Source organism: Brumimicrobium glaciale, assembly GCF_004152935.1.
Classification (GTDB): Bacteria; Bacteroidota; Bacteroidia; order Flavobacteriales_D; family Crocinitomicaceae; genus Brumimicrobium; species Brumimicrobium glaciale.
This window is the reverse complement of sequence record NZ_SETE01000002.1, coordinates 176,853-195,471: the sequence shown is the minus strand read 5'-3', so window position 1 is coordinate 195,471 and position 18,619 is coordinate 176,853. Positions and strand designations below refer to the sequence as shown.

At 34.3% G+C, this 18,619-nt stretch carries 16 protein-coding genes; 11 read left to right on the top strand and 5 right to left on the bottom strand.

All coding sequences use genetic code 11. The annotated features are described in order from the left end of the window. Positions 1–146: 146 nt before the first annotated feature. The gene (locus ERX46_RS04530; RefSeq protein ID WP_130092655.1) at positions 147–1,652 is read right to left on the bottom strand and encodes a glycosyltransferase family 39 protein; all 1,506 of its coding nucleotides are present in this window, start codon (positions 1,650–1,652) and stop codon (positions 147–149) included. A 118-nt stretch (positions 1,653–1,770) separates the two neighbouring features. Here ERX46_RS04530 and ERX46_RS04525 point away from each other — a divergent pair, with 118 nt between their 5' ends. Then, entirely contained in the window at positions 1,771–2,628 is an 858-nt protein-coding gene (locus ERX46_RS04525) for an OmpA family protein (RefSeq protein ID WP_130092654.1), read from the top strand. 1,439 nt (positions 2,629–4,067) lie between these two features. Here the strand turns inward: ERX46_RS04525 and ERX46_RS04520 are convergent. After that, positions 4,068–4,697, bottom strand: a complete 630-nt coding sequence (locus ERX46_RS04520; protein ID WP_130092653.1) for an NUDIX hydrolase — start codon at positions 4,695–4,697, stop codon at positions 4,068–4,070. Between the two features lie 8 nt (positions 4,698–4,705). On the opposite strand from ERX46_RS04520, the gene pyrE reads away from it, so the two are divergent. From pyrE to ERX46_RS04470, 10 genes are all read left to right on the top strand, one after another. After that, on the top strand, positions 4,706–5,347 hold the full coding sequence (pyrE, locus tag ERX46_RS04515; RefSeq protein WP_130092652.1) for an orotate phosphoribosyltransferase: 642 nt from the start codon (positions 4,706–4,708) through the stop codon (positions 5,345–5,347). 9 nt (positions 5,348–5,356) lie between these two features. Beyond that, the gene (locus tag ERX46_RS04510; RefSeq protein WP_130092651.1) at positions 5,357–5,758 is read left to right on the top strand and encodes a hypothetical protein; all 402 of its coding nucleotides are present in this window, start codon (positions 5,357–5,359) and stop codon (positions 5,756–5,758) included. A 104-nt stretch (positions 5,759–5,862) separates the two neighbouring features. Next, a complete protein-coding gene (locus ERX46_RS04505; protein WP_130092650.1) occupies positions 5,863–7,767 on the top strand; it encodes a polysaccharide biosynthesis protein in 1,905 nt (634 codons plus the stop codon). Beyond that, entirely contained in the window at positions 7,764–8,165 is a 402-nt protein-coding gene (locus tag ERX46_RS04500; RefSeq protein ID WP_130092649.1) for an acyl-CoA thioesterase, read from the top strand. The genes ERX46_RS04505 and ERX46_RS04500 overlap by 4 nt, the downstream gene beginning before the upstream one ends. Continuing rightward, positions 8,165–9,253: a toxin-antitoxin system YwqK family antitoxin gene (locus ERX46_RS04495; RefSeq protein WP_207214121.1), complete on the top strand. Its 1,089-nt coding sequence runs from the start codon at positions 8,165–8,167 to the stop codon at positions 9,251–9,253. The genes ERX46_RS04500 and ERX46_RS04495 overlap by 1 nt, the downstream gene beginning before the upstream one ends. A gap of 25 nt (positions 9,254–9,278) precedes the next feature. Next, positions 9,279–10,037, top strand: coding sequence for an NYN domain-containing protein (locus tag ERX46_RS04490; RefSeq protein WP_130092647.1), 759 nt, complete (start codon positions 9,279–9,281; stop codon positions 10,035–10,037). A gap of 107 nt (positions 10,038–10,144) precedes the next feature. Beyond that, entirely contained in the window at positions 10,145–12,412 is a 2,268-nt protein-coding gene (locus tag ERX46_RS04485) for an aconitate hydratase (protein WP_130092646.1), read from the top strand. Between the two features lie 685 nt (positions 12,413–13,097). Then, a complete protein-coding gene (gene radC / locus ERX46_RS04480) occupies positions 13,098–13,790 on the top strand; it encodes a RadC family protein (protein ID WP_207214120.1) in 693 nt (230 codons plus the stop codon). A gap of 165 nt (positions 13,791–13,955) precedes the next feature. Beyond that, on the top strand, positions 13,956–14,456 hold the full coding sequence (parS, locus tag ERX46_RS04475) for a type II RES/Xre toxin-antitoxin system antitoxin (protein WP_130092644.1): 501 nt from the start codon (positions 13,956–13,958) through the stop codon (positions 14,454–14,456). Next, positions 14,456–14,923, top strand: a complete 468-nt coding sequence (locus ERX46_RS04470) for an RES family NAD+ phosphorylase (RefSeq protein WP_130092643.1) — start codon at positions 14,456–14,458, stop codon at positions 14,921–14,923. Before parS ends, ERX46_RS04470 begins: the two co-directional genes overlap by 1 nt. A 124-nt stretch (positions 14,924–15,047) precedes the next feature. Here ERX46_RS04470 and ung read toward each other — a convergent pair whose 3' ends face one another. From ung to ERX46_RS04455, 3 genes are read right to left on the bottom strand one after another with little or no spacing between them, the layout of a single operon-like run. Then, the gene (ung, locus tag ERX46_RS04465; RefSeq protein WP_130092642.1) at positions 15,048–15,713 is read right to left on the bottom strand and encodes a uracil-DNA glycosylase; all 666 of its coding nucleotides are present in this window, start codon (positions 15,711–15,713) and stop codon (positions 15,048–15,050) included. Further along, complete coding sequence (locus tag ERX46_RS04460) at positions 15,710–16,576, bottom strand: diacylglycerol/lipid kinase family protein (RefSeq protein ID WP_130092641.1); 867 nt, start codon at positions 16,574–16,576, stop codon at positions 15,710–15,712. Before ERX46_RS04460 ends, ung begins: the two co-directional genes overlap by 4 nt. After that, on the bottom strand, positions 16,573–18,459 hold the full coding sequence (locus ERX46_RS04455; RefSeq protein ID WP_130092640.1) for an LTA synthase family protein: 1,887 nt from the start codon (positions 18,457–18,459) through the stop codon (positions 16,573–16,575). The genes ERX46_RS04460 and ERX46_RS04455 overlap by 4 nt, the downstream gene beginning before the upstream one ends. Between the last annotated feature and the right edge of the window lie 160 nt (positions 18,460–18,619).

The window sequence follows — 18,619 nt, the reverse complement described above, 5'->3', positions numbered from 1 at the left end:
GAGATTGTGATTGGTTCATTTTGGGTTGGAATGGGATTTTATGTGAACCTGAAAGCCTACACAATATTTTCTATAAATAATAACCCAAAAACGGACTTGTAAATTATAAAGACGTTTTTCTATTTACTAACCTATTGTTAATAGTGTTACTTTTTCACCTGAAATTCAGAAATTGTATAAATTTCATAAACCTCGTATTGATTTTGTTTATCGTACTTTTCATTCAGTACATTATTGATATTGTTGTTCGGATTATTAAAATCAGCAGAAGCATCCAAGTAGATAACACGCTCCCAATTTGATAAATCAATTTCATCAATAGAATTTATCCCATGAATGTTTTCCATTCTCAATCCTTTGTCAGCATTGGCATAAATGTCTTCGGTATTGTAATCCTTAAAGAGCTTTTGGTCATGATAATAAGAGAAATCTAAAATGAAATTCTTTGGAGAAATAATAACCAGCGTATTTGAATTATTAATGGATTCAACTAATTCAGTCGCTTCTTCAGCATTTCTTTTATTCGATTTGTTAGGTTTGACAGTTACAATTAGTAAAATGCAAATTATAGCGGGAATAATGTATCTGAATTTTGGTTTTTTGATGAGATAATCCATACTGATTCCAACCACAAAACAAAAAGCGATGGCTGCTGGCATTAAATAGCGATCCAAGAACATAGGAACTGCATAAGAAATTCCAAACATGAAAAAGAAGATAAATACAAACCAAAAAATCATTAGTTGAGCGGGGAGAAGTGACTTTTTATTTTTTCTCACAATAATATACTTAATCAACCCAGAAACCATTACTGTAATTGCCAATGCCGCAACAATTGGCGCATTGGTAAACTTCCAAATCATATTGTAGAGGTCAACAACGCCATCAGGTTCTTTCATCCAAGTTCCTTCTCCAGAAGATGCTATGAAGCGATTAAAAAACACGATTAGATTTGGGAGGTAAAGCATTGCAATGATTAAAGTAATCAATAATAACTGTTTCCAATATTTTGAAATTAATGAACGATTAAAAACGAAGAATAGGAATTGCACAACAAGAACAAAGAATCCAAAATAATGCGCATAAATGATGAGTGTATTGGTTAAAATCAGAAGAATCAATTTTCTAATTATTACCTTTTTAGAAAGCTCTTTTGTTGATTGATTAACACTTGAAAGCAATTTAATTATTTCCAAATATAAATACATTGACATGGTAGTCAACATTCCCAAGAGAGCATAAACACGCGCTTCGTGAGCGAATATCACATGATAATTAGAGAAAATGAATAGAATACTAGCATAAATTCCAATTCTATGATTTAGGTGTTTTCTTCCCAATTGATAAATAAAGAAAACCGTAATCGAGCTAAAAATCAACGAAGGAAAACGAACAGAGAATTCTGAAATTCCAAAGAGCTTAATCCAGAAATGCAAGAATACCTCATAAAAAGGTGGATTATTTCCTTTAGACAGCAACTCAATAATCGAAGAAACATCCATTTGAGCAAAATAGACACTGAAAGGTTCGTCGCCACCTAACGAATTGGATGCGAGGAATATTCCTTTAAGAATAAAGTTTGTTAAAATCAGGATAAATACAATAATTGCATTTTGTTTCTGAGAAGGATGAATTGTTGAAATTGAGTTCAAAATAGTGTTATCGGTATTGTTTATTCTTCAAAAATAATCAAAAACTAAAACCAATAACATTATAAAATCACTCAACTTCTTGTTAAATGGAACATTTTTTGAATCTTTGCGCTTATCCATGAAGAAAAAACTACTTTTTATCCTATTCTTAATTGCAGTAAATGCAATGGCACAAGATCTTTCTGGAACTTGGTCGGGAATATTAATAACCAACGGTCAAGAATTAGAAAAAGCGGATATCATCTATTTGAAAATAGAACAGAGCGGAAAACAGATCACTGGAATAGCTAGGGTGGAATTACTAGATGATGCTGAATTTGCAGTGAAATCCTTCGAAGGAAAACAGGATGGAAGTGCTTTAACTTTAACCGAAAAATTAGGACGTCGCTCATCGAATACCAGGAACTCTCCAATTTGCAAACTAGATTACACTTTAGAATATAACGATTCAACTGCCTATCTAAAAGGAACTTTTAAAAGCTCTGATTGTCGAAATATTCAAGGAGAAGTCGTTATCTTCAGATCTGATCACAAAGTCAACATGGAAAAAGAGTCGGCATCAACACATCTTTGGAAACACAGATTTGTAAAAGCCTACAAAAAAGGATATCCTGCTCCAGAAATCATGAAACTTGAACAACAAAAGTTCAAATTTCAACCTATATTTTTTGACCATGACATGTCTGAAATCAAACCTGAGTTTAATGAATATCTAAATAGAATGGCAAGAGTATTAGACGGAATCCATGATTTACGTGTTGAAATAACCGGTCACACCGACGCTGTTGGAACAGATCAATACAATATTGGACTTTCCGAACGCCGCGCAAATGCAATTAAAGACTATTTCAAAAAACAAGGAATAGAACCCGAAAAACTAGAAATAGATTTTAAAGGGAAAAGACAACCGATTGATACGAATAAAACGAAAGCCGGGAAACAGAGGAATAGGCGAGTGCATTTTAAATTCATCTAATTTCTGAGCTAGAAAGCTCAATAACTGCGTTGCATCTAGTTTTGAAAACAGTCACTGACAAAAGTCAGCTCCTTGGATTTCAAAACAAGATGCGCCTTGATCTAGAGCTTTCTAGCTCAGAAATACCACTTTTAATAATTAGTCTTCAAAAGAAAGTTCAATATCTGCGTTGCATCTTGTTTTGAAAACAGTCACTGACAAAAGTCAGCTCTTTGGATTTCAAAACAAGATGCGCCTTGATCTAGAGCTTTCTAGCTCAGAAATACCACTTTTAATAATTAGTCTTCAAAAGAAAGTTCAATATCTGCGTTGTACCGAGTTTTAAAAACAGTCACTGACAAAAGTCAGCTCCTTGGATTTCAAAACAAGATGCGCCACATTCGACAGGCTTAGTGCATCGCTTGCTCTAGAGCTTTCTAGCTCATAATATCTACTTCACAGAGTGAATGACTTTTTTACCTCTTTTGCAACAGCAAAAGCACTGCGACTGTTACGGACGATTTGCAAATCGTCCCAAGTACATCGACTGATCTAATGCTTTCTAGCACAGAAATATCTACCTCACAGAATGAATGACTTTTTCACCTCTTTTGCAACAGCAAAAGCACTGCGACTGGTACGGACGATTTGCAAATCGTGCCAAGTGCATCGACTAATCTAATGCTTTCTAGCACAGAAATATCTGCTTCGCAGAATGAATGACTTTTTCACCTCTTTTGCAACAGCAAAAGCACTGCGATGGTACGGACGATTTGCAAATCGTCCCAAGTGCATCGACTGATCTAATGCTTTCTAGCACAGAAATATCCGCTTCACAGAATGAATGACTTTTTCACCTCTTTTGCAACAGCAAAAGCACTGCGACTGGTACGGACGATTTGCAAATCGTCCCAAGTACATCGACTGATCTAATGCTTTCTAGCTCATAATATCTAATTTACAGTATGAATGACTTTTTCACCTCTTTTGCAACAGCAAAAGCACTGCGACTGGTACGGACGATTTGCAAATCGTCCCAAGCGCATCGACTAATCTAATGCTTTCTAGCTCATAAATATCTACTTCACAGAATGAATGACTTTTTCACCTCTTTTGCAACAGCAAAAGCACTGCGACTGGTACGGACGATTTGCAAATCGTCCCAAGTACATCGACTGATCCAATGCTTTCTAGCTCATAATATCTACTTCACAGAATGAATGACTTTTTCACCTCTTTTGCAACAGCAAAAGCACTGTGACTGGTACGGACGATTTGCAAATCGTCCCAAGTGCATCGACTGATCTAATGCTTTCTAGCTCATAATATCTACTTCACAGAATGAATGACTTTTTCACCTCTTTTGCAACAGCAAAAGCACTGCGATGGTACGGGCGATTTGCAAATCGCCCCAAACCAAATCGCCAAATATTCAAAAGACATAATCTTTTCAGAAATTTCTAATCGAGGGTGGCTGAGTGCAGCCTTAGCCATTCCTCTAAAACCTCAAGAATTGAGGCGAAAGTATTCGCTTTCACAGCTGCCAAATCATCAAAATCAAACCATTTCACCTCAGTAATTCCTTCTTCAGTTTGTGGCTCCACATTAACGTCATTTGTTTCTAAAGTAAACCAATGTGTTTTCTTGATAAAATGCTTTCCATAGGCAAAATAGATATGGTAAGTAGGGGAGAGTTCACCGGTTATCGTTAGGTCTTTTAAACCACATTCTTCTTGGATTTCTCGAATAGCACCTTCTCTGGGATTTTCACCTTCCTCAATTTTACCTTTTGGAATATCCCATAAACCATTTCTAAATATGAATAATCCTTTTTTACTTTCTTTGTTTTGAACAATTCCACCAGCTGCTTCAATCCATGTGAAATTTCCAAAAAGAGTCAGTATTTGAGCCATCGGATCAGTACTTTGAACGAATATTTGCTCTTTAACTTTTATTCTGCCGATTTCCTTTAAAAAATAATTATACTTGTTAGTTGAAATAGATGGAAAGAAATCTTGTGAAATATTACTTTTAAAGAAAATGTCTTTTTGAAAGTAAATCGAGATATTATCGACAAAAACTTTATACATTTGCGATTATGATTAATGATATTGATAACGCTGCAAAGATAGCAGAATATTTATTGCAAATTAAAGCAATTAAGCTTCAACCAAATAATCCATTTACTTGGTCTTCTGGTTGGAAATCTCCAATTTATTGTGATAATCGCAAGACACTTTCTTATCCTAAAATTCGTACTTTTATCCGTCAAGGGTTTTCCAAAGCAGTTTTAGAAGAATACGGTAAACCAGATATTATTGCTGGTGTTGCCACTGGTGGAATCGCAATGGGAGCATTGGTTGCGCAAGAATTAGGCGTTCCTTTTGTATATGTTCGCTCATCTGCAAAAGGTCACGGACTGGAAAATATGATTGAAGGAGATTATTCAACAGGTTCTAGTGTTGTGGTAATCGAAGATTTAATTTCAACAGGTGGAAGTAGCTTAAAAGCAGTTGAAGCTTTGCGTTCTGCAGGATTGAATGTGAAAGGAGTCGTGGCTATTTTTAATTACGGTTTTGAAACAGCAACAAAAGCTTTCGAAGCAGCAAATTGTCAATTGAATGTACTTTCAAATTATGATGTGATGGTTGACATTGCTTTAAAACAAGGTACAGTTACAGATAAAGATATGGGATCACTTCGTGAATGGCGAATTGCGCCTGATACATGGGGTAAATAATAGCAGAAAATGAAAATAGATAGCAATAAGTCAATCGTTAACGCACCAATCGATAAGGTGTTCGAATATTTAAAAAACACTGAGAATCTTGGTGAATTGTTGCCAAAAAATGAGGTGAAAGATTTTAAAGGAACAGCTACAGATTGCTCTTTTAAAGTGCAAGGAGGAATTACAATTTCTTTGATCCAAAATGGTTTGAGTTCAAACAAAGAAATTCAAATGGTTTCTGGTGAAAAATCTCCTTTTCCATTTAAGTTATCTATTCATTTAAATGACTTAGACGGTAAAACAGAAGGACACATCGCCTTTGATGGTGAAGTAAATGCCTTTTTGAAAATGATGGTTAAAAAACCACTTACGAATTTATTCAACCACATGACAGGTGAATTGAAAGAAGTTTTTGAATCATAATTAATGTATTTCAACACTAATTTTATATTTTAATACTCCGCCGGAAATAAATAAAATTTGGTTTTATAAGATTAAAAGGCTGCAGTCATTAATTTATTAAAAATATGAATAGAATTAAATTTACTGCTAGTATCCTAAACATTGACAATACTCCTCGTTGGGTTGTTATGATGATGGATATTTTCATCGCTATCATAGCTTTGACTTTAGCTTATTTAATTCGTTTCGATTTTTATGCTGATCAGGAAACTGTAGCAATAGAATGGAAAAATCTTAAAAACGTTCTATTATTCGTCATTCTTCTTAAACCTGTCGTATTCTACATTTTTAAAATACACAAAGGCATAGTACGGCACACTTCGCTAGAAGATGTGAAAAGAATATTTTTCGCTTTACTGGCCTACAGTTTAACTATTGCTGTTGCTAGTGTTGTTCGCTTTAACTTTTTTGATGGAAAGTTTGTGCTGCCTATTTCAATCATTATTGTTGAGTTTCTAGCTTCATTGTTATTAATGATTGGACTTCGTTTTACGGTCAAGATATTGTATTATGAACTAACCAAACCCAAGGACGAAGAGCGAAAGAATATTATTATCTATGGTGCTGGAGTATCTGGATTAATAACTAAAAGAACAATTGAAAAGGATCCAAAAATTCATTCTAAAATCATTGGTTTTGTTGATAATAACAAGAAGCTAGAAGGAAATAGACTTGAAGGAACTTCAATTTACTATACTAAAAACTTAGCTTCACTTATTGATAAACACAATGTAACAGAATTGATTGTAGCAATTCAAAATCCTGATAAAAATAGTATTACAGAAATTGTTGAATTGTGTTTAGAAAAGAATGTTGACATAAAACGTGTTCCTAGTTTCCAGAAATGGATCAATGGTGAATTCAGTTTAAATCAAATTCGTAAAATCAACATCGATGATTTGTTGGGCAGAGATCCGATAAGTTTAGAAGTTGAAGTGGTAAAAAATCAAATCAAGGATAAGGTAATATTAATTACAGGAGCTGCTGGCTCAATCGGAAGTGGAATAGCTAGACAAGTAATTAATTACAAGCCAAAAAAAATAATTTTATTGGATCAATGGGAGTCTGGACTTTACGATTTACATATTGATTTAATTTCAAATGGATTGGCCGATAATGTTGAAATCGTTATTGGTAGTGTTTATGACCACAATAGAATGAAGAATCTTTTTAAAACGCTTCAGCCTAAAATTGTATTTCATGCCGCTGCTTATAAGCATGTACCTTTGATGGAAGACAACCCGTCTGAATCGATTAAAACCAATGTGTTAGGGACGAAAACTATCGTTGATTTAGCAGATGAATATAAGGTAGAGAAGATGGTGATTATTTCTACAGACAAAGCGGTAAACCCAACAAATGTGATGGGCGCTTCAAAAAGAATAGCAGAAATATATGCCCAAAGAAAAAATGAAAATTCTGAAACGCAATATGTAACCACTCGATTTGGGAATGTCTTGGGTTCTAATGGTTCTGTAATTCCTTTGTTTAAAAAACAAATTGAACAAGGAGGGCCTTTAACAGTGACGGATATCAATGTTACCCGATATTTCATGACCATTCCAGAAGCTTGTCAATTGGTGCTAGAAGCTGGAGCAATGGGAGATGGGGGAGAAATATTTGTTTTCGATATGGGTAAACCAATCAAGATTATTGATCTCGCTAAGAAAATGATTCGCTTATCAGGCTTAGAACTTGATAAAGATATAGAAATCAATATTTCAGGATTAAGACCCGGTGAAAAGCTATATGAAGAGCTTTTAGCTGATCAAGAAAATGCATTACCGACACATCATGCTCAAATTTTAAGAGCAAGAAATCGTCCTAGTCCAGATGGTGTGATTGATGAAATAGAAAAACTAATAGTTTTATTTGAAGATCAGAATAATGAAGCGATAGTAAAACAGATGAAACATATAGTACCTGAGTTTATTAGTAATAATTCAAAATACACAAAATTAGATAAATGATTAAGCCAACAAAAATTCAAGTTAGATTTGCAGATTGCGACATGATGGGACACGTTAACAACGCGGTTTACCTCAGTTATTTCGAACAAGCAAGAATGCATTATTTTGGTCAATTAGTAGGAGCTGATTGGGATTACAAAAAGCAAGGAACATTACTCGTGAAAAATGAGGTTACTTATTTAAAACCAATTTTCTTACATGATTTTCCTGAAATTTCTCTACATTTAATTGAAATTGGAGATAAAAGTTTCACATTTGGATATAAAGTTACTGTAGAAGGCGAATTGCGCACAACAGGAGCATCAAAATTGGTTTGTTTTGATTTTAGAAGTAAGTCTAGTGTGAAAGTTTTTCCAGAATTTATTGAAGCATTTAAACAACTCGAAGAAACAGCATGATGAAAAGTAGTCTTACATTCCTAATTATTATAATATCATCAGTAGTATTTTCACAAATTGGTGATGTTAGAAGAGCTCCTTGTTTTACTAAAGCTGCCGAAAGACTAGGTAAAAAATATGTCAATTGGGAATGTAAGGATGGCGACAATATTGTAGATTGTAACGAAAACCTTGAAGTAGATCAAGATTCAAAACTTGTGCTTACACGTACATCTGGGAATCCATACTCAGGAGATTGTGAAACATGCCACATGAATGGTTTACGAGAGCGTTTGGTACATTTTTCAGGTGGAAAAGTAGACGGAATTGATACAACTTATTACCAATCTGGTTGTCCACAAGTAGTAAGAAATCATATAGTTGGTCAAGAAAATGGAAGATGGACTTTCTATAATGACACAAGCGGATTGGTTGCTTGGCACATCAACTATTTGAATGGTGCAAAACATGGACAATCTATTTTTTACAGACAGTACAAAACAGGAACTGAAAAGTTTAAAATAACCATTGATAATGCCGATAGATTTATTGAATATGCTGTCTACCAAAATGATACATTTAAAATAGAAAACTATGCAAATGGTTTATTGGATGGTTTAAAAACAGATTATTATTTAGATTCAAGAGTAAAGACTGAAATAAATTATAAAGCTGGACTTTTTGACGGTGCATATATTGAATACACTTACGAAGGGAACATTCTTCAAGAACGACTTTATAAGCAAGGTAAAAAAGAAGGGGAATGGAAATATTACTATAATGACGGAAACCTTTTAAAAACTGAAAACTGGGCTGATGACGTTAAAGAAGGTACATTCAAATCCTTTTATATCCAGGGTCACATTCAATCGCTTGAAACATATAAAAAAGGAATGAAGCATGGTGAGTTTATCGAACGTTTTCCTGACAATAAACTCAAAAGACAAGCCTATTATAAAAAAGATGAATTAATTGAAAATCATGTTTTTGATGAATATGGTAATGAAATAGAAACATTTGGAGGAGATAAATCTAAAGGTAAAACTGAAGATGATGAAGTTCCAACAACAAAATCAAAGAAATGGTGGCAATTCTGGAAAAAGGGATAAGCATTTCTAAATCAAATTAAAATATATGAAAAAAGACTCAAATTTAGCCGTACTGATAGACGGAGATAACGTACCTAGTAGATACATCAAGGAAATGATGGAAGAAATCGCAAAGTATGGAACACCATCAATTAAAAGAATTTACGGAGATTGGACAAAGCCGCATTTATCAAAATGGAAAAATCTTCTATTAGAAAATGCCATTCAACCGATACAACAATATGGTTATACACAAGGTAAAAACGCCACCGATTCAGCAATGATTATCGACGCTATGGATATTCTCTATGGCGGTAAAACGGATGGTTTTTGTATCGTGTCTTCAGATTCAGATTTCACCAGATTAGCCACTCGATTGAGAGAGTCTAGTCAATACGTGATTGGAATAGGGGAGAAAAAAACACCAGAACCTTTTATTGTCGCTTGTGATAAATTCATCTATTTAGAGATTCTAAAAGCAGATGAAGTTGATGAAAAAGATGAAAAGAAAGGAAAAGGTAAAGTTAAGGCGAAAGCGAAAAAAACAGTTCAAAACTTAACTCCAGAAGTTACACGTTTAATTCGTCAATCAATCTACGATTGTGCAGATGATGATGGTTGGGCATTTTTGGGTGATGTTGGTTCTTTAATTAATAAGAAACAGCCTAATTTTGATCCACGTAACTTCGGTTTTTACAAACTGACACCTTTGATGGATTCTATAGGAACAGTTCAAATTGAAGAACGTCAAGCACCAAATAGTCGCTCAAAACACATATTTGTAAAGAATATTCCGAGCAGCTAAAAATAATAGTTTTTCATAAAAGCACTACGTAGCTTGCTATTAAAGCCTTAATTTGCTATCTTCGCAATGCTTAAAAAAATTAAATTTTAATTATAAAATAATAGATTATGGCCTTTGATATTGATATGATTAAAGCCGTTTACGAGCGATACCCTGAACGTATAGCTGCGGCAAGAAAGATAGTAAACAAACCTTTGACTTTGTCAGAGAAAATTCTTTACACTCACCTTTGGGATGGTGCTGCAGATACAGAATTCAAACGTGGAGGTTCTTACGTTGATTTTGCACCTGACAGAGTGGCTATGCAAGATGCAACAGCTCAAATGGCTTTATTGCAATTTATGCAAGCAGGAAAAAGTAAAGTTTCTGTACCTTCAACTGCACATTGTGATCACCTTATCCAAGCCAAAATTGGAGCTGACAAGGATTTACAAGAAAGCTTAAATAAAAATCATGAGGTATTTAATTTCCTAAGTTCTGTATGTGATAAATACGGAATTGGATTTTGGAAGCCAGGCGCAGGAATTATTCACCAAGTAGTTTTAGAAAATTACGCATTCCCAGGTGGAATGATGATTGGTACAGATTCTCACACTGTTAACGCAGGTGGTTTAGGAATGGTAGCAATTGGTGTTGGTGGTGCTGATGCTGTTGATGTTATGGCAGGAATGCCTTGGGAATTGAAATTTCCAAAATTAATCGGAATTAAATTAACTGGAAAACTGAGCGGTTGGACAGCTTCTAAAGATGTTATTCTTAAAGTGGCTGGAATTCTTACTGTAAAAGGTGGAACTGGTTGTATAGTAGAATATTTCGGAGAAGGTGCTAAATCACTTTCTGCAACAGGAAAAGGAACAATTTGTAACATGGGAGCTGAAATTGGAGCAACAACTTCAACTTTTGGTTACGATGATTCTATGCGTCGCTATTTAACAGCAACTGGACGTGCAGACGTTGTTGAGTTGGCTGATAAAGTAGCTGAACATTTAACAGGTGATGCTGAAGTTTACGCAGAACCAGAAAAATATTTCGACCAAGTAATTGAAATTAACTTGAGCGAATTAATGCCACACGTAAATGGACCGTTTACGCCAGATTTAGCAACTCCAATTGACAAATTAGGAGAAGTAGCTAAGAAAAATGGTTGGCCATTAGATATCGAATGGGGATTAATTGGTTCTTGTACGAACTCTTCTTACGAGGATTTAACACGTGCAGCTTCAATTGCAAAACAAGCAGTCGATAAAAAATTAAAAACGGTTTCTGAATTAGGAATCAATCCAGGTTCTGAGCAAGTAAGATTTACTGCAGAACGTGATGGTTTATTAGGTGTATTTGAAGATTTAGATGCAACTATCTTTACAAATGCTTGTGGACCTTGTATTGGACAATGGGACAGAGCAGGTGCAGATAAGCAAGAAAAGAATACAATTATTCATTCTTTCAACAGAAACTTCTCTAAGCGTGCTGATGGAAATCCAAATACTCATGCTTTCGTTACATCACCAGAATTAGTTGCTGCAATGGCAATCGCTGGTCGTTTGGACTTTAATCCTTTAACGGATACTTTAACGAATGCAGATGGAGAAGAGATTAAATTGGATCCACCAACTGGAATTGAATTACCAGAAAAAGGATTTGATGTAGAAGACAACGGATATCAAGAACCAGCAAAAGATGGTAGCGGAATCAATGTGGTTGTAAATCCAGATTCAGATCGTTTACAATTATTGACTCCTTTCGAGCCTTGGAATGGTGAAAACATCACTGGAATGAAGTTGTTAATCAAAGCATTCGGAAAATGTACTACTGACCATATTTCTATGGCTGGACCTTGGTTACGTTACCGTGGACACTTAGATAATATTTCAAATAACTGTTTAATTGGTGCGGTTAATGCATACGGTAAAGCGACAAACTCAGTAGTGAATCAATTGACTGGTGAAAAGGGAGAAGTTCCTGCAACAGGTCGTGCATACAAAGCAGCTGGAATTCAATCAATCGTTGTGGGTGACCATAATTATGGAGAAGGTTCTTCTCGTGAGCACGCAGCAATGGAGCCACGTTTCTTAGGTGTGATTGCAGTAATCGTAAAATCATTTGCGCGTATCCACGAAACTAACTTGAAAAAACAAGGGATGTTAGGTTTAACGTTCGCAACTGAAGCAGATTATGACAAAATCAAAGAAGATGATACTTTCAACTTGACTGATTTAAATGAATTCGCACCAGACAAACAATTAACGCTAGAGGTTGAGCATAAAGATGGTTCAAAAGATCAAATCAAATTGAATCATACTTATAATGCACAACAAATTGAGTGGTTTAGAGCGGGTTCTGCGTTGAATTTAATCAGAAGAAAAGCAAACGCTTAGTTTGTTTAGAATGTCCGTTAACTTCGTTGCAATTGATTTTTAAAAAGACATTGACAAAAGTCAACTTACTTTCTAAAAATCTTCATGCGTCTAGCTAACGAAAATTCTAATTCAAACAATTAGAAATATATTTAAAATGCTGTTCCAATATGGAGCAGCATTTTTTTTTGGTTTATAGTTGTCTTTTAGGGAGCAGTTCTAATTATTCTCATCATGTTGTTGGTTTTATTTTCACTTCAATAAGTTTTTAAAAAGATGTCCTGACGTATTATAAAGCACAAGGGCTAAGTTCTCCAACAAAAGCTCTCCGTCAACTGAAGGATCCTTCAATCACTACAATCACAGATTTTTTGATTAAAGGATGACATGTCTTGCTAAAATTATTTTGCGAACTTGTTGCAAATAAATTTTAATGAGTGATCTTGCTGATATTAAAGGTTTACTCTTTTTAGGAATGAACAGAGCTTGCAGAATCGGATCATTATTTTTTTGAAGTCTTAATAATTAAAGTATCACCAATAAAAAATATGACGAGGAATAGAAATGAGCGTTTTATAGTTATAGAATGTTGTGGTTTTAAATATGTCTATTTTTTGTGAATCCACGAATTCACAAAAAAACAAATTCTCAAAAAAATTGTCAATCTCACATATTTCACTACCTTAATATAACCTAAATCAAAATTATGTATGTAAATAACACAACAATCAAGTCTTGGGCTGAGGAAGATAGGCCAAGAGAGAAGCTTCAAAACATTGGAAGAGCATCTTTAACAAATGCTGAATTAATAGCAATTGTACTGGGTTCTGGAACAAGAAACAAATCTGCTGTTGAATTAGCAAAAGAAATTTTAGTAGCCAATGATGACAGTCTTTATAAACTGGGAAAAATGAGTCAGGTTGATCTGATGAAATTCTCAGGTGTTGGAGATGCCAAAGCCATTAGTATTATCGCAGTGATGGAATTAGGTCGCCGAAGAGCTTCGGATGAAATTCCAATACCTCCAAAAGTCAGTCAGGCTATAGATGCTTACAATTACGTTAAATCAGATTTCCAAGACTTAGAACATGAAGAGTTCAGGGTTTTAGGTTTATCACGAAGCAATAGAATATTAGGAAATAAACTCGTTTCAAAAGGAGGGAGATCAGGAACAGTAGCCGATGGAAAACTAATATTTAAAGAACTCTTAGACATGAAAGCGTCTTCTTGTATTCTGCTCCACAATCATCCTTCAGGAAGATTAATGCCAAGTAGTCAAGACCTCGATTTAACCAAAAGATTAATTCAATTTGGGAAATTAATTGATTTGCCTATCATAGATCATTTGATAATCGCAGATACTGGATATTATAGTTTTGTGGAGAACGGAAAAATTTAAGGACAGGAAGATGAAAAATTTTTGTGAGTGCGGAGCCTTCGACTTCGCTCAGTCACCGCGGAATAACTTCGTTTCAAACTATTCTGTTGACTTTGGCAAACGCAGTCATTGGTATGAGCTATTAATATTGTATATTTACCACTAGATACTTGTAAAAATACAATCATGGATTCGAAATTGTCAAAATCTTCTAAGAGGCTAAGCGCTCAACGAAAAGGTAAGAAATCAAATTCTGATATCAATGCGCTTAATTTTTCAAAATTCTCACCTTCTTGGGTGGTTGAAAACTCTAAGGATTCCCCAGAATACAAATTAGAATTAATCAACCGTATTAGAGAAGGTGTGAAAAAACCGGAATGGAAGCATTTATTAGCCATAATTGGGTTATCAGAAAAAGAGCTGGAATTCATTTTGCCTACATCGATAAGTAGCATGCAGAAAAAATCTATTTATGATAAAGAAACATCTGAAAGAATTTATAAGCTAGCTCGTTTATTTGGTCAAGGTTATGAGGTTTTTGATGCTAAAGAAAACTTTAAAAACTGGTTAATGACTCCATCAAAGGCCTTAGGTAATAAGAAACCTTTTGAATTATTGGACAGTAGTTTTGGATTTGAAATTGTCGAGAATGAGATAGTTAGAATTCAATATAATGTGTATAGCTAATGATTGTATATCGAATTGCTAATGTGAAGTATAAGGAGGCGACACTAACTGGGATTGGAGCTGAAAAAGTTGGTGGGAGATGGAATGAAGTGGGTACTCGTGCTGTTTATTGTTCAGAAAACATTTCTTTAGCTTTGTTAGAATATTATGTACACTCTGAAAATATTTCAAACTTACCCAAAGAATTATTAGTTGCTAAAATAAAGTTTCCGAATGAATTTTTAATTCAAGAATTAAAAGAACTTCCAGAAAGGTGGAGTCAATATCCTTACTCTTCTAGTACTACTGAATTATTTACAAACCTTGCAAAAGATCGAAATATGTTTGCATTAAAAGTACCGTCCACTATTGTTAGCTTGGAATCTAATATTATCTTGAATCCTTTGTACAAAGATTTTGGAAAAGTTGAAGTAGTAGACTTTATTAGACTAAACGTTGATGAAAGATTAAAACGAATACAGCATTAAGTCTTTTCAAAACTTTTTTCTATTTGCCTACATTGCCTTCGACAGGCTAGTCAACGGATTATTCTTCGGTGACTAGCTTGTCGAAGGCGACGAAATCATCGGTAGCGTATTGATATTCAATTCTCTACCATTCAATCTTATCTTCTCCCAATCCCTTCAAAATTTCATTCACCTGACTAAAATGTTTGTTTCCCAACCAATATCCTCGGTTAGCGCTTAGTGGCGAAGGATGTCCGCTCATTAAAACAGGGTGTTTCTCGGAATCAATAAGTTTTGCTTTCTTTTTAGCGAAACCTCCCCAAAGTAGAAAAATCACATTTTCTTTTTCATCGGATATCGATTTTATAACTTGATCTGTGAAGGTTTCCCAACCTTTTTTCTGGTGTGAACCTGCTTCATGAGCTCGCACAGTTAAAGTTGCATTCAATAAAAGTACGCCTTGTTTTGCCCATCTTGATAAATCTCCATTGTTTGGAATTGGAACTGCAAGGTCTTGATTTAATTCCTTAAAAATATTGATTAACGATGGAGGAGGAGCGATGTCAGGATTAACTGAAAAACACAATCCGTTGGCTTGACCAATTCCGTGATAAGGATCTTGACCAATGATCACGACTTTTACTTTATCAAGAGGTGTAAAATTAAATGCAGCGAAAAGATCTTCTTTTTTAGGAAAGCAAGTGTGTAATTTGTATTCCTCGTCTATTGATTTTTCTAAAGCTTCAAAATAAGGTTTAGAAATTTCTTCACTGAGTACTTTTTTCCAAGAAGAATGTAATTTTTCTATCATACTATAACAGATAAAGAAGCCGGATTACTTTTTAAATTAATCGATAAATCTTTAAAGTCTATGGGTTCACCATCTATATGCGCAGTGCTACTTTTAACACGAATACTGGCTTCATTAGTTTGAACTAATTTCACATATTTCGATTTATGAACCGTTCCACGAATAGACGAAATAAGTAATCCAACAAATCCAAAAATAGGAGGAAGCTCTATAAAAACGATATCAAATTGACCATCTTTAATGTCTGCTTCGGGTGAGATATAAAATCCGTTACCGAATTGGGAAGTATTGGCGATACTACAAAACAATAGGTTCGAGTATTCTTCATTATCATTTAAAACCACGCTTATTCCTTCGTAATGTCTGAATTCTTTTAAAACAAGCTTAGCATAACTTAAAAATCCACGGGTATGATATTCGTCAAATCTTTTGGCAATTAAAGCATCAAAACCAAACCCCGAAACGCCAATTGCCTTTCTACTATTGAGTGATACCGTGTCAATAGTATCTAATTTATATTCATTGATGCGCTGAATCATCGACTTTAACTTCAATGATAAACCCAAGTGTCGTGCAATTCCATTACCGGATCCTGTTGGCAGAATTGCTAAGGCTGTTTTTGTGTTAATCAAAGCTGTGCCGGCTTCATTTACTGAACCATCACCACCTGCAACGCAAACAATGTCAATTCCTTTTTCAGCAGCTTCTTGGCTCAATGTCCTCGCGTGACCTCTGTGTTCCGTGAATACAATGTCGTAAGTAAACGCTGAATGATCCAAATGTTCTTGAATCAATTCTGGTAAAATATTTTTCTTACCAATCCCAGAGATAGGGTTTATTATAAAACGAATACTTTTTTTCATTTTAACTTCATGGTATTGTGAATCAAGTCGTGGTTATAACGCTGAATAATTCCTTTTAATTGTTGTGTCATTTCTTTCTTTACTTCTGGGTAGTAAGAAAGTGAATCAAATTTCATTAAGGTGTCTGATTTGTAATTGTATAATCCAGTAGGTTTATCTAAAACAAAATTCAACATATAATCACCTTTAAAAAGCATGTGAGAATTGGCAATATAATTTATTGAAAAAGGAACTTGATTATCATTGGATAAATAAGAATTCCCAAAAGTATAAGTATCCTTTGAATATCCTGTTAAATCTAAAATGCTTGGCATTATATCAATTTGATTAAACAGTTGACTATTCACTTCGGGTTGTATTTGACCTTGAGGATCATAAAAAGCAATCGGAATTTGATACATACCAATTCTTCTGTTATAGCGAACGGATGTTCCGGCTGGTGTATGATCTGCACAAATCACAAAAACAGTATTCTCATACCAAGGTTGTTTTTTTGCTTCCTGAAAGAATAAGCGCAAACTCATGTCTGCATAAGCAATAGATTTCGCCATAGGATGTTTTCCGCTCGGTAATTTAGCTCTGTATTCTTCTGGCACAAAATAAGGGTGATGAGATGACAAAGAAAATAAGCCAGCCAAAAAAGGTTCTTTTAATTCCTTGGTAATTGATTGTGCCGTCCATGGCATAAAATACTCGTCCAAAACTCCCCAAGTTTCATCTGTATGGTCTTCATTTCCGTATTCTTTTCTACCAAAATAATGATCAAATCCTAGATGAGCTGCGAAAACATCAAACTTCATTGAACCATTTGTTGCGCCATGATAAAATGCTGAAGAATATCCTTTTTCTTTTAACAATTGAGGCAATGCAGTAATAGAATTCGTTCCGTATGAAGAAGAAATATATGGATTATCCAACATACTTGGTATTCCAGCAAAAATGGCCGGAACAGCTTCTATTGACTTCTTTCCATTGGCAAATGCATTATCAAAATAAAGCGATTGATCCAATAAGGAATCTAAGAATGGAGTGAATTCTCCCCCTGTCTTTTTCCCAATCCATTCATTGCCAAAACTCTCTAGTATAATTACCATTACGTTCACGTCCTTTCGCAATTGGTGTTTGGTTGTTCCCTTGCGTATCGGTGAATATATTTTACTACTTCCTTCTTCAAAGAAGTTTTGTTCGATTAAGGAAGATTTCCCAATTGTTTTTATAATCGAAAGTGGAGTATTGGCTACAAGGGCTGTTTTATCAGGATTCGTTAATTGAGAAGCTGTTAACATATCAGCTGGTCGGTAAGCTAATCCGCCTCTTCCAACTATGAAAATAGCTGCAAAGACAATAATGAAATTCAATATATCAACATACAGATTTCTCTTTTTCTTTTCGTAGTTTATTGTTTTGTTATACAGCCAATTACTGATGAAAATCAGTGTGATAAACAATAAAATCAACCACCAAAAATCAACCATAAATGTCACAAGTAGTTGATTCATGTCATTTCCCGTTGAAACCATAGAAAATAAGTCTGCTGTACTTCTTTTTGCAGTGAATTTAAAATACTCAACATCAATCAAATTCAAAGCAATCATGATTGAATTTGTGATATGAAAGATTGTTTTTAAAACGATTTGATACCATTTTTGATGATAATAAGGAAGGGGCAAAAGAGATAATATATAAAAAGGAATGGTGTACATTCCAATTGCAATTGAGTCCATCCAAATTCCGACGAAAAAATCATATAATTTCACATCTGTAAAAGCATCTGAATTTACAAAGTAAAAGACAAGACGCGCAATGGTCATCATCAACAAAATAATCCCTAATCGCTTAAGTAGTTGTATATTCTTTGTGAGAAACAATGCGTTACTATTCATTCAAAAGGGAAATTACTTTTTTTTAGGACACTAAACTACTAAAATTGGGAGGTGTCCCCGTGAAATTATCACAAAATTAACGAATGATTTGGATTAACTCGAATAATACTTATTTAGTGTCCAGTCGTAATTGATAATTTTTACGGTTCTATATGATTTT

Coding starts and splice junctions, on each gene's coding strand:
- ung (WP_130092642.1), bottom strand. CDS start 15,713: ATGATAGAAAAATTACATTCTTCTTGGAAAAAAGTACTCAGTGAAGAA.
- ERX46_RS04460 (WP_130092641.1), bottom strand. CDS start 16,576: ATGAAAAAAAGTATTCGTTTTATAATAAACCCTATCTCTGGGATTGGT.
- pyrE (WP_130092652.1), top strand. CDS start 4,706: ATGATTAATGATATTGATAACGCTGCAAAGATAGCAGAATATTTATTG.
- ERX46_RS04525 (WP_130092654.1), top strand. CDS start 1,771: ATGAAGAAAAAACTACTTTTTATCCTATTCTTAATTGCAGTAAATGCA.
- radC (WP_207214120.1), top strand. CDS start 13,098: ATGTATGTAAATAACACAACAATCAAGTCTTGGGCTGAGGAAGATAGG.
- ERX46_RS04470 (WP_130092643.1), top strand. CDS start 14,456: ATGATTGTATATCGAATTGCTAATGTGAAGTATAAGGAGGCGACACTA.
- ERX46_RS04455 (WP_130092640.1), bottom strand. CDS start 18,459: ATGAATAGTAACGCATTGTTTCTCACAAAGAATATACAACTACTTAAG.
- ERX46_RS04510 (WP_130092651.1), top strand. CDS start 5,357: ATGAAAATAGATAGCAATAAGTCAATCGTTAACGCACCAATCGATAAG.
- ERX46_RS04520 (WP_130092653.1), bottom strand. CDS start 4,697: ATGTATAAAGTTTTTGTCGATAATATCTCGATTTACTTTCAAAAAGAC.
- ERX46_RS04490 (WP_130092647.1), top strand. CDS start 9,279: ATGAAAAAAGACTCAAATTTAGCCGTACTGATAGACGGAGATAACGTA.
- ERX46_RS04500 (WP_130092649.1), top strand. CDS start 7,764: ATGATTAAGCCAACAAAAATTCAAGTTAGATTTGCAGATTGCGACATG.
- ERX46_RS04485 (WP_130092646.1), top strand. CDS start 10,145: ATGGCCTTTGATATTGATATGATTAAAGCCGTTTACGAGCGATACCCT.
- ERX46_RS04495 (WP_207214121.1), top strand. CDS start 8,165: ATGAAAAGTAGTCTTACATTCCTAATTATTATAATATCATCAGTAGTA.
- parS (WP_130092644.1), top strand. CDS start 13,956: ATGGATTCGAAATTGTCAAAATCTTCTAAGAGGCTAAGCGCTCAACGA.
- ERX46_RS04505 (WP_130092650.1), top strand. CDS start 5,863: ATGAATAGAATTAAATTTACTGCTAGTATCCTAAACATTGACAATACT.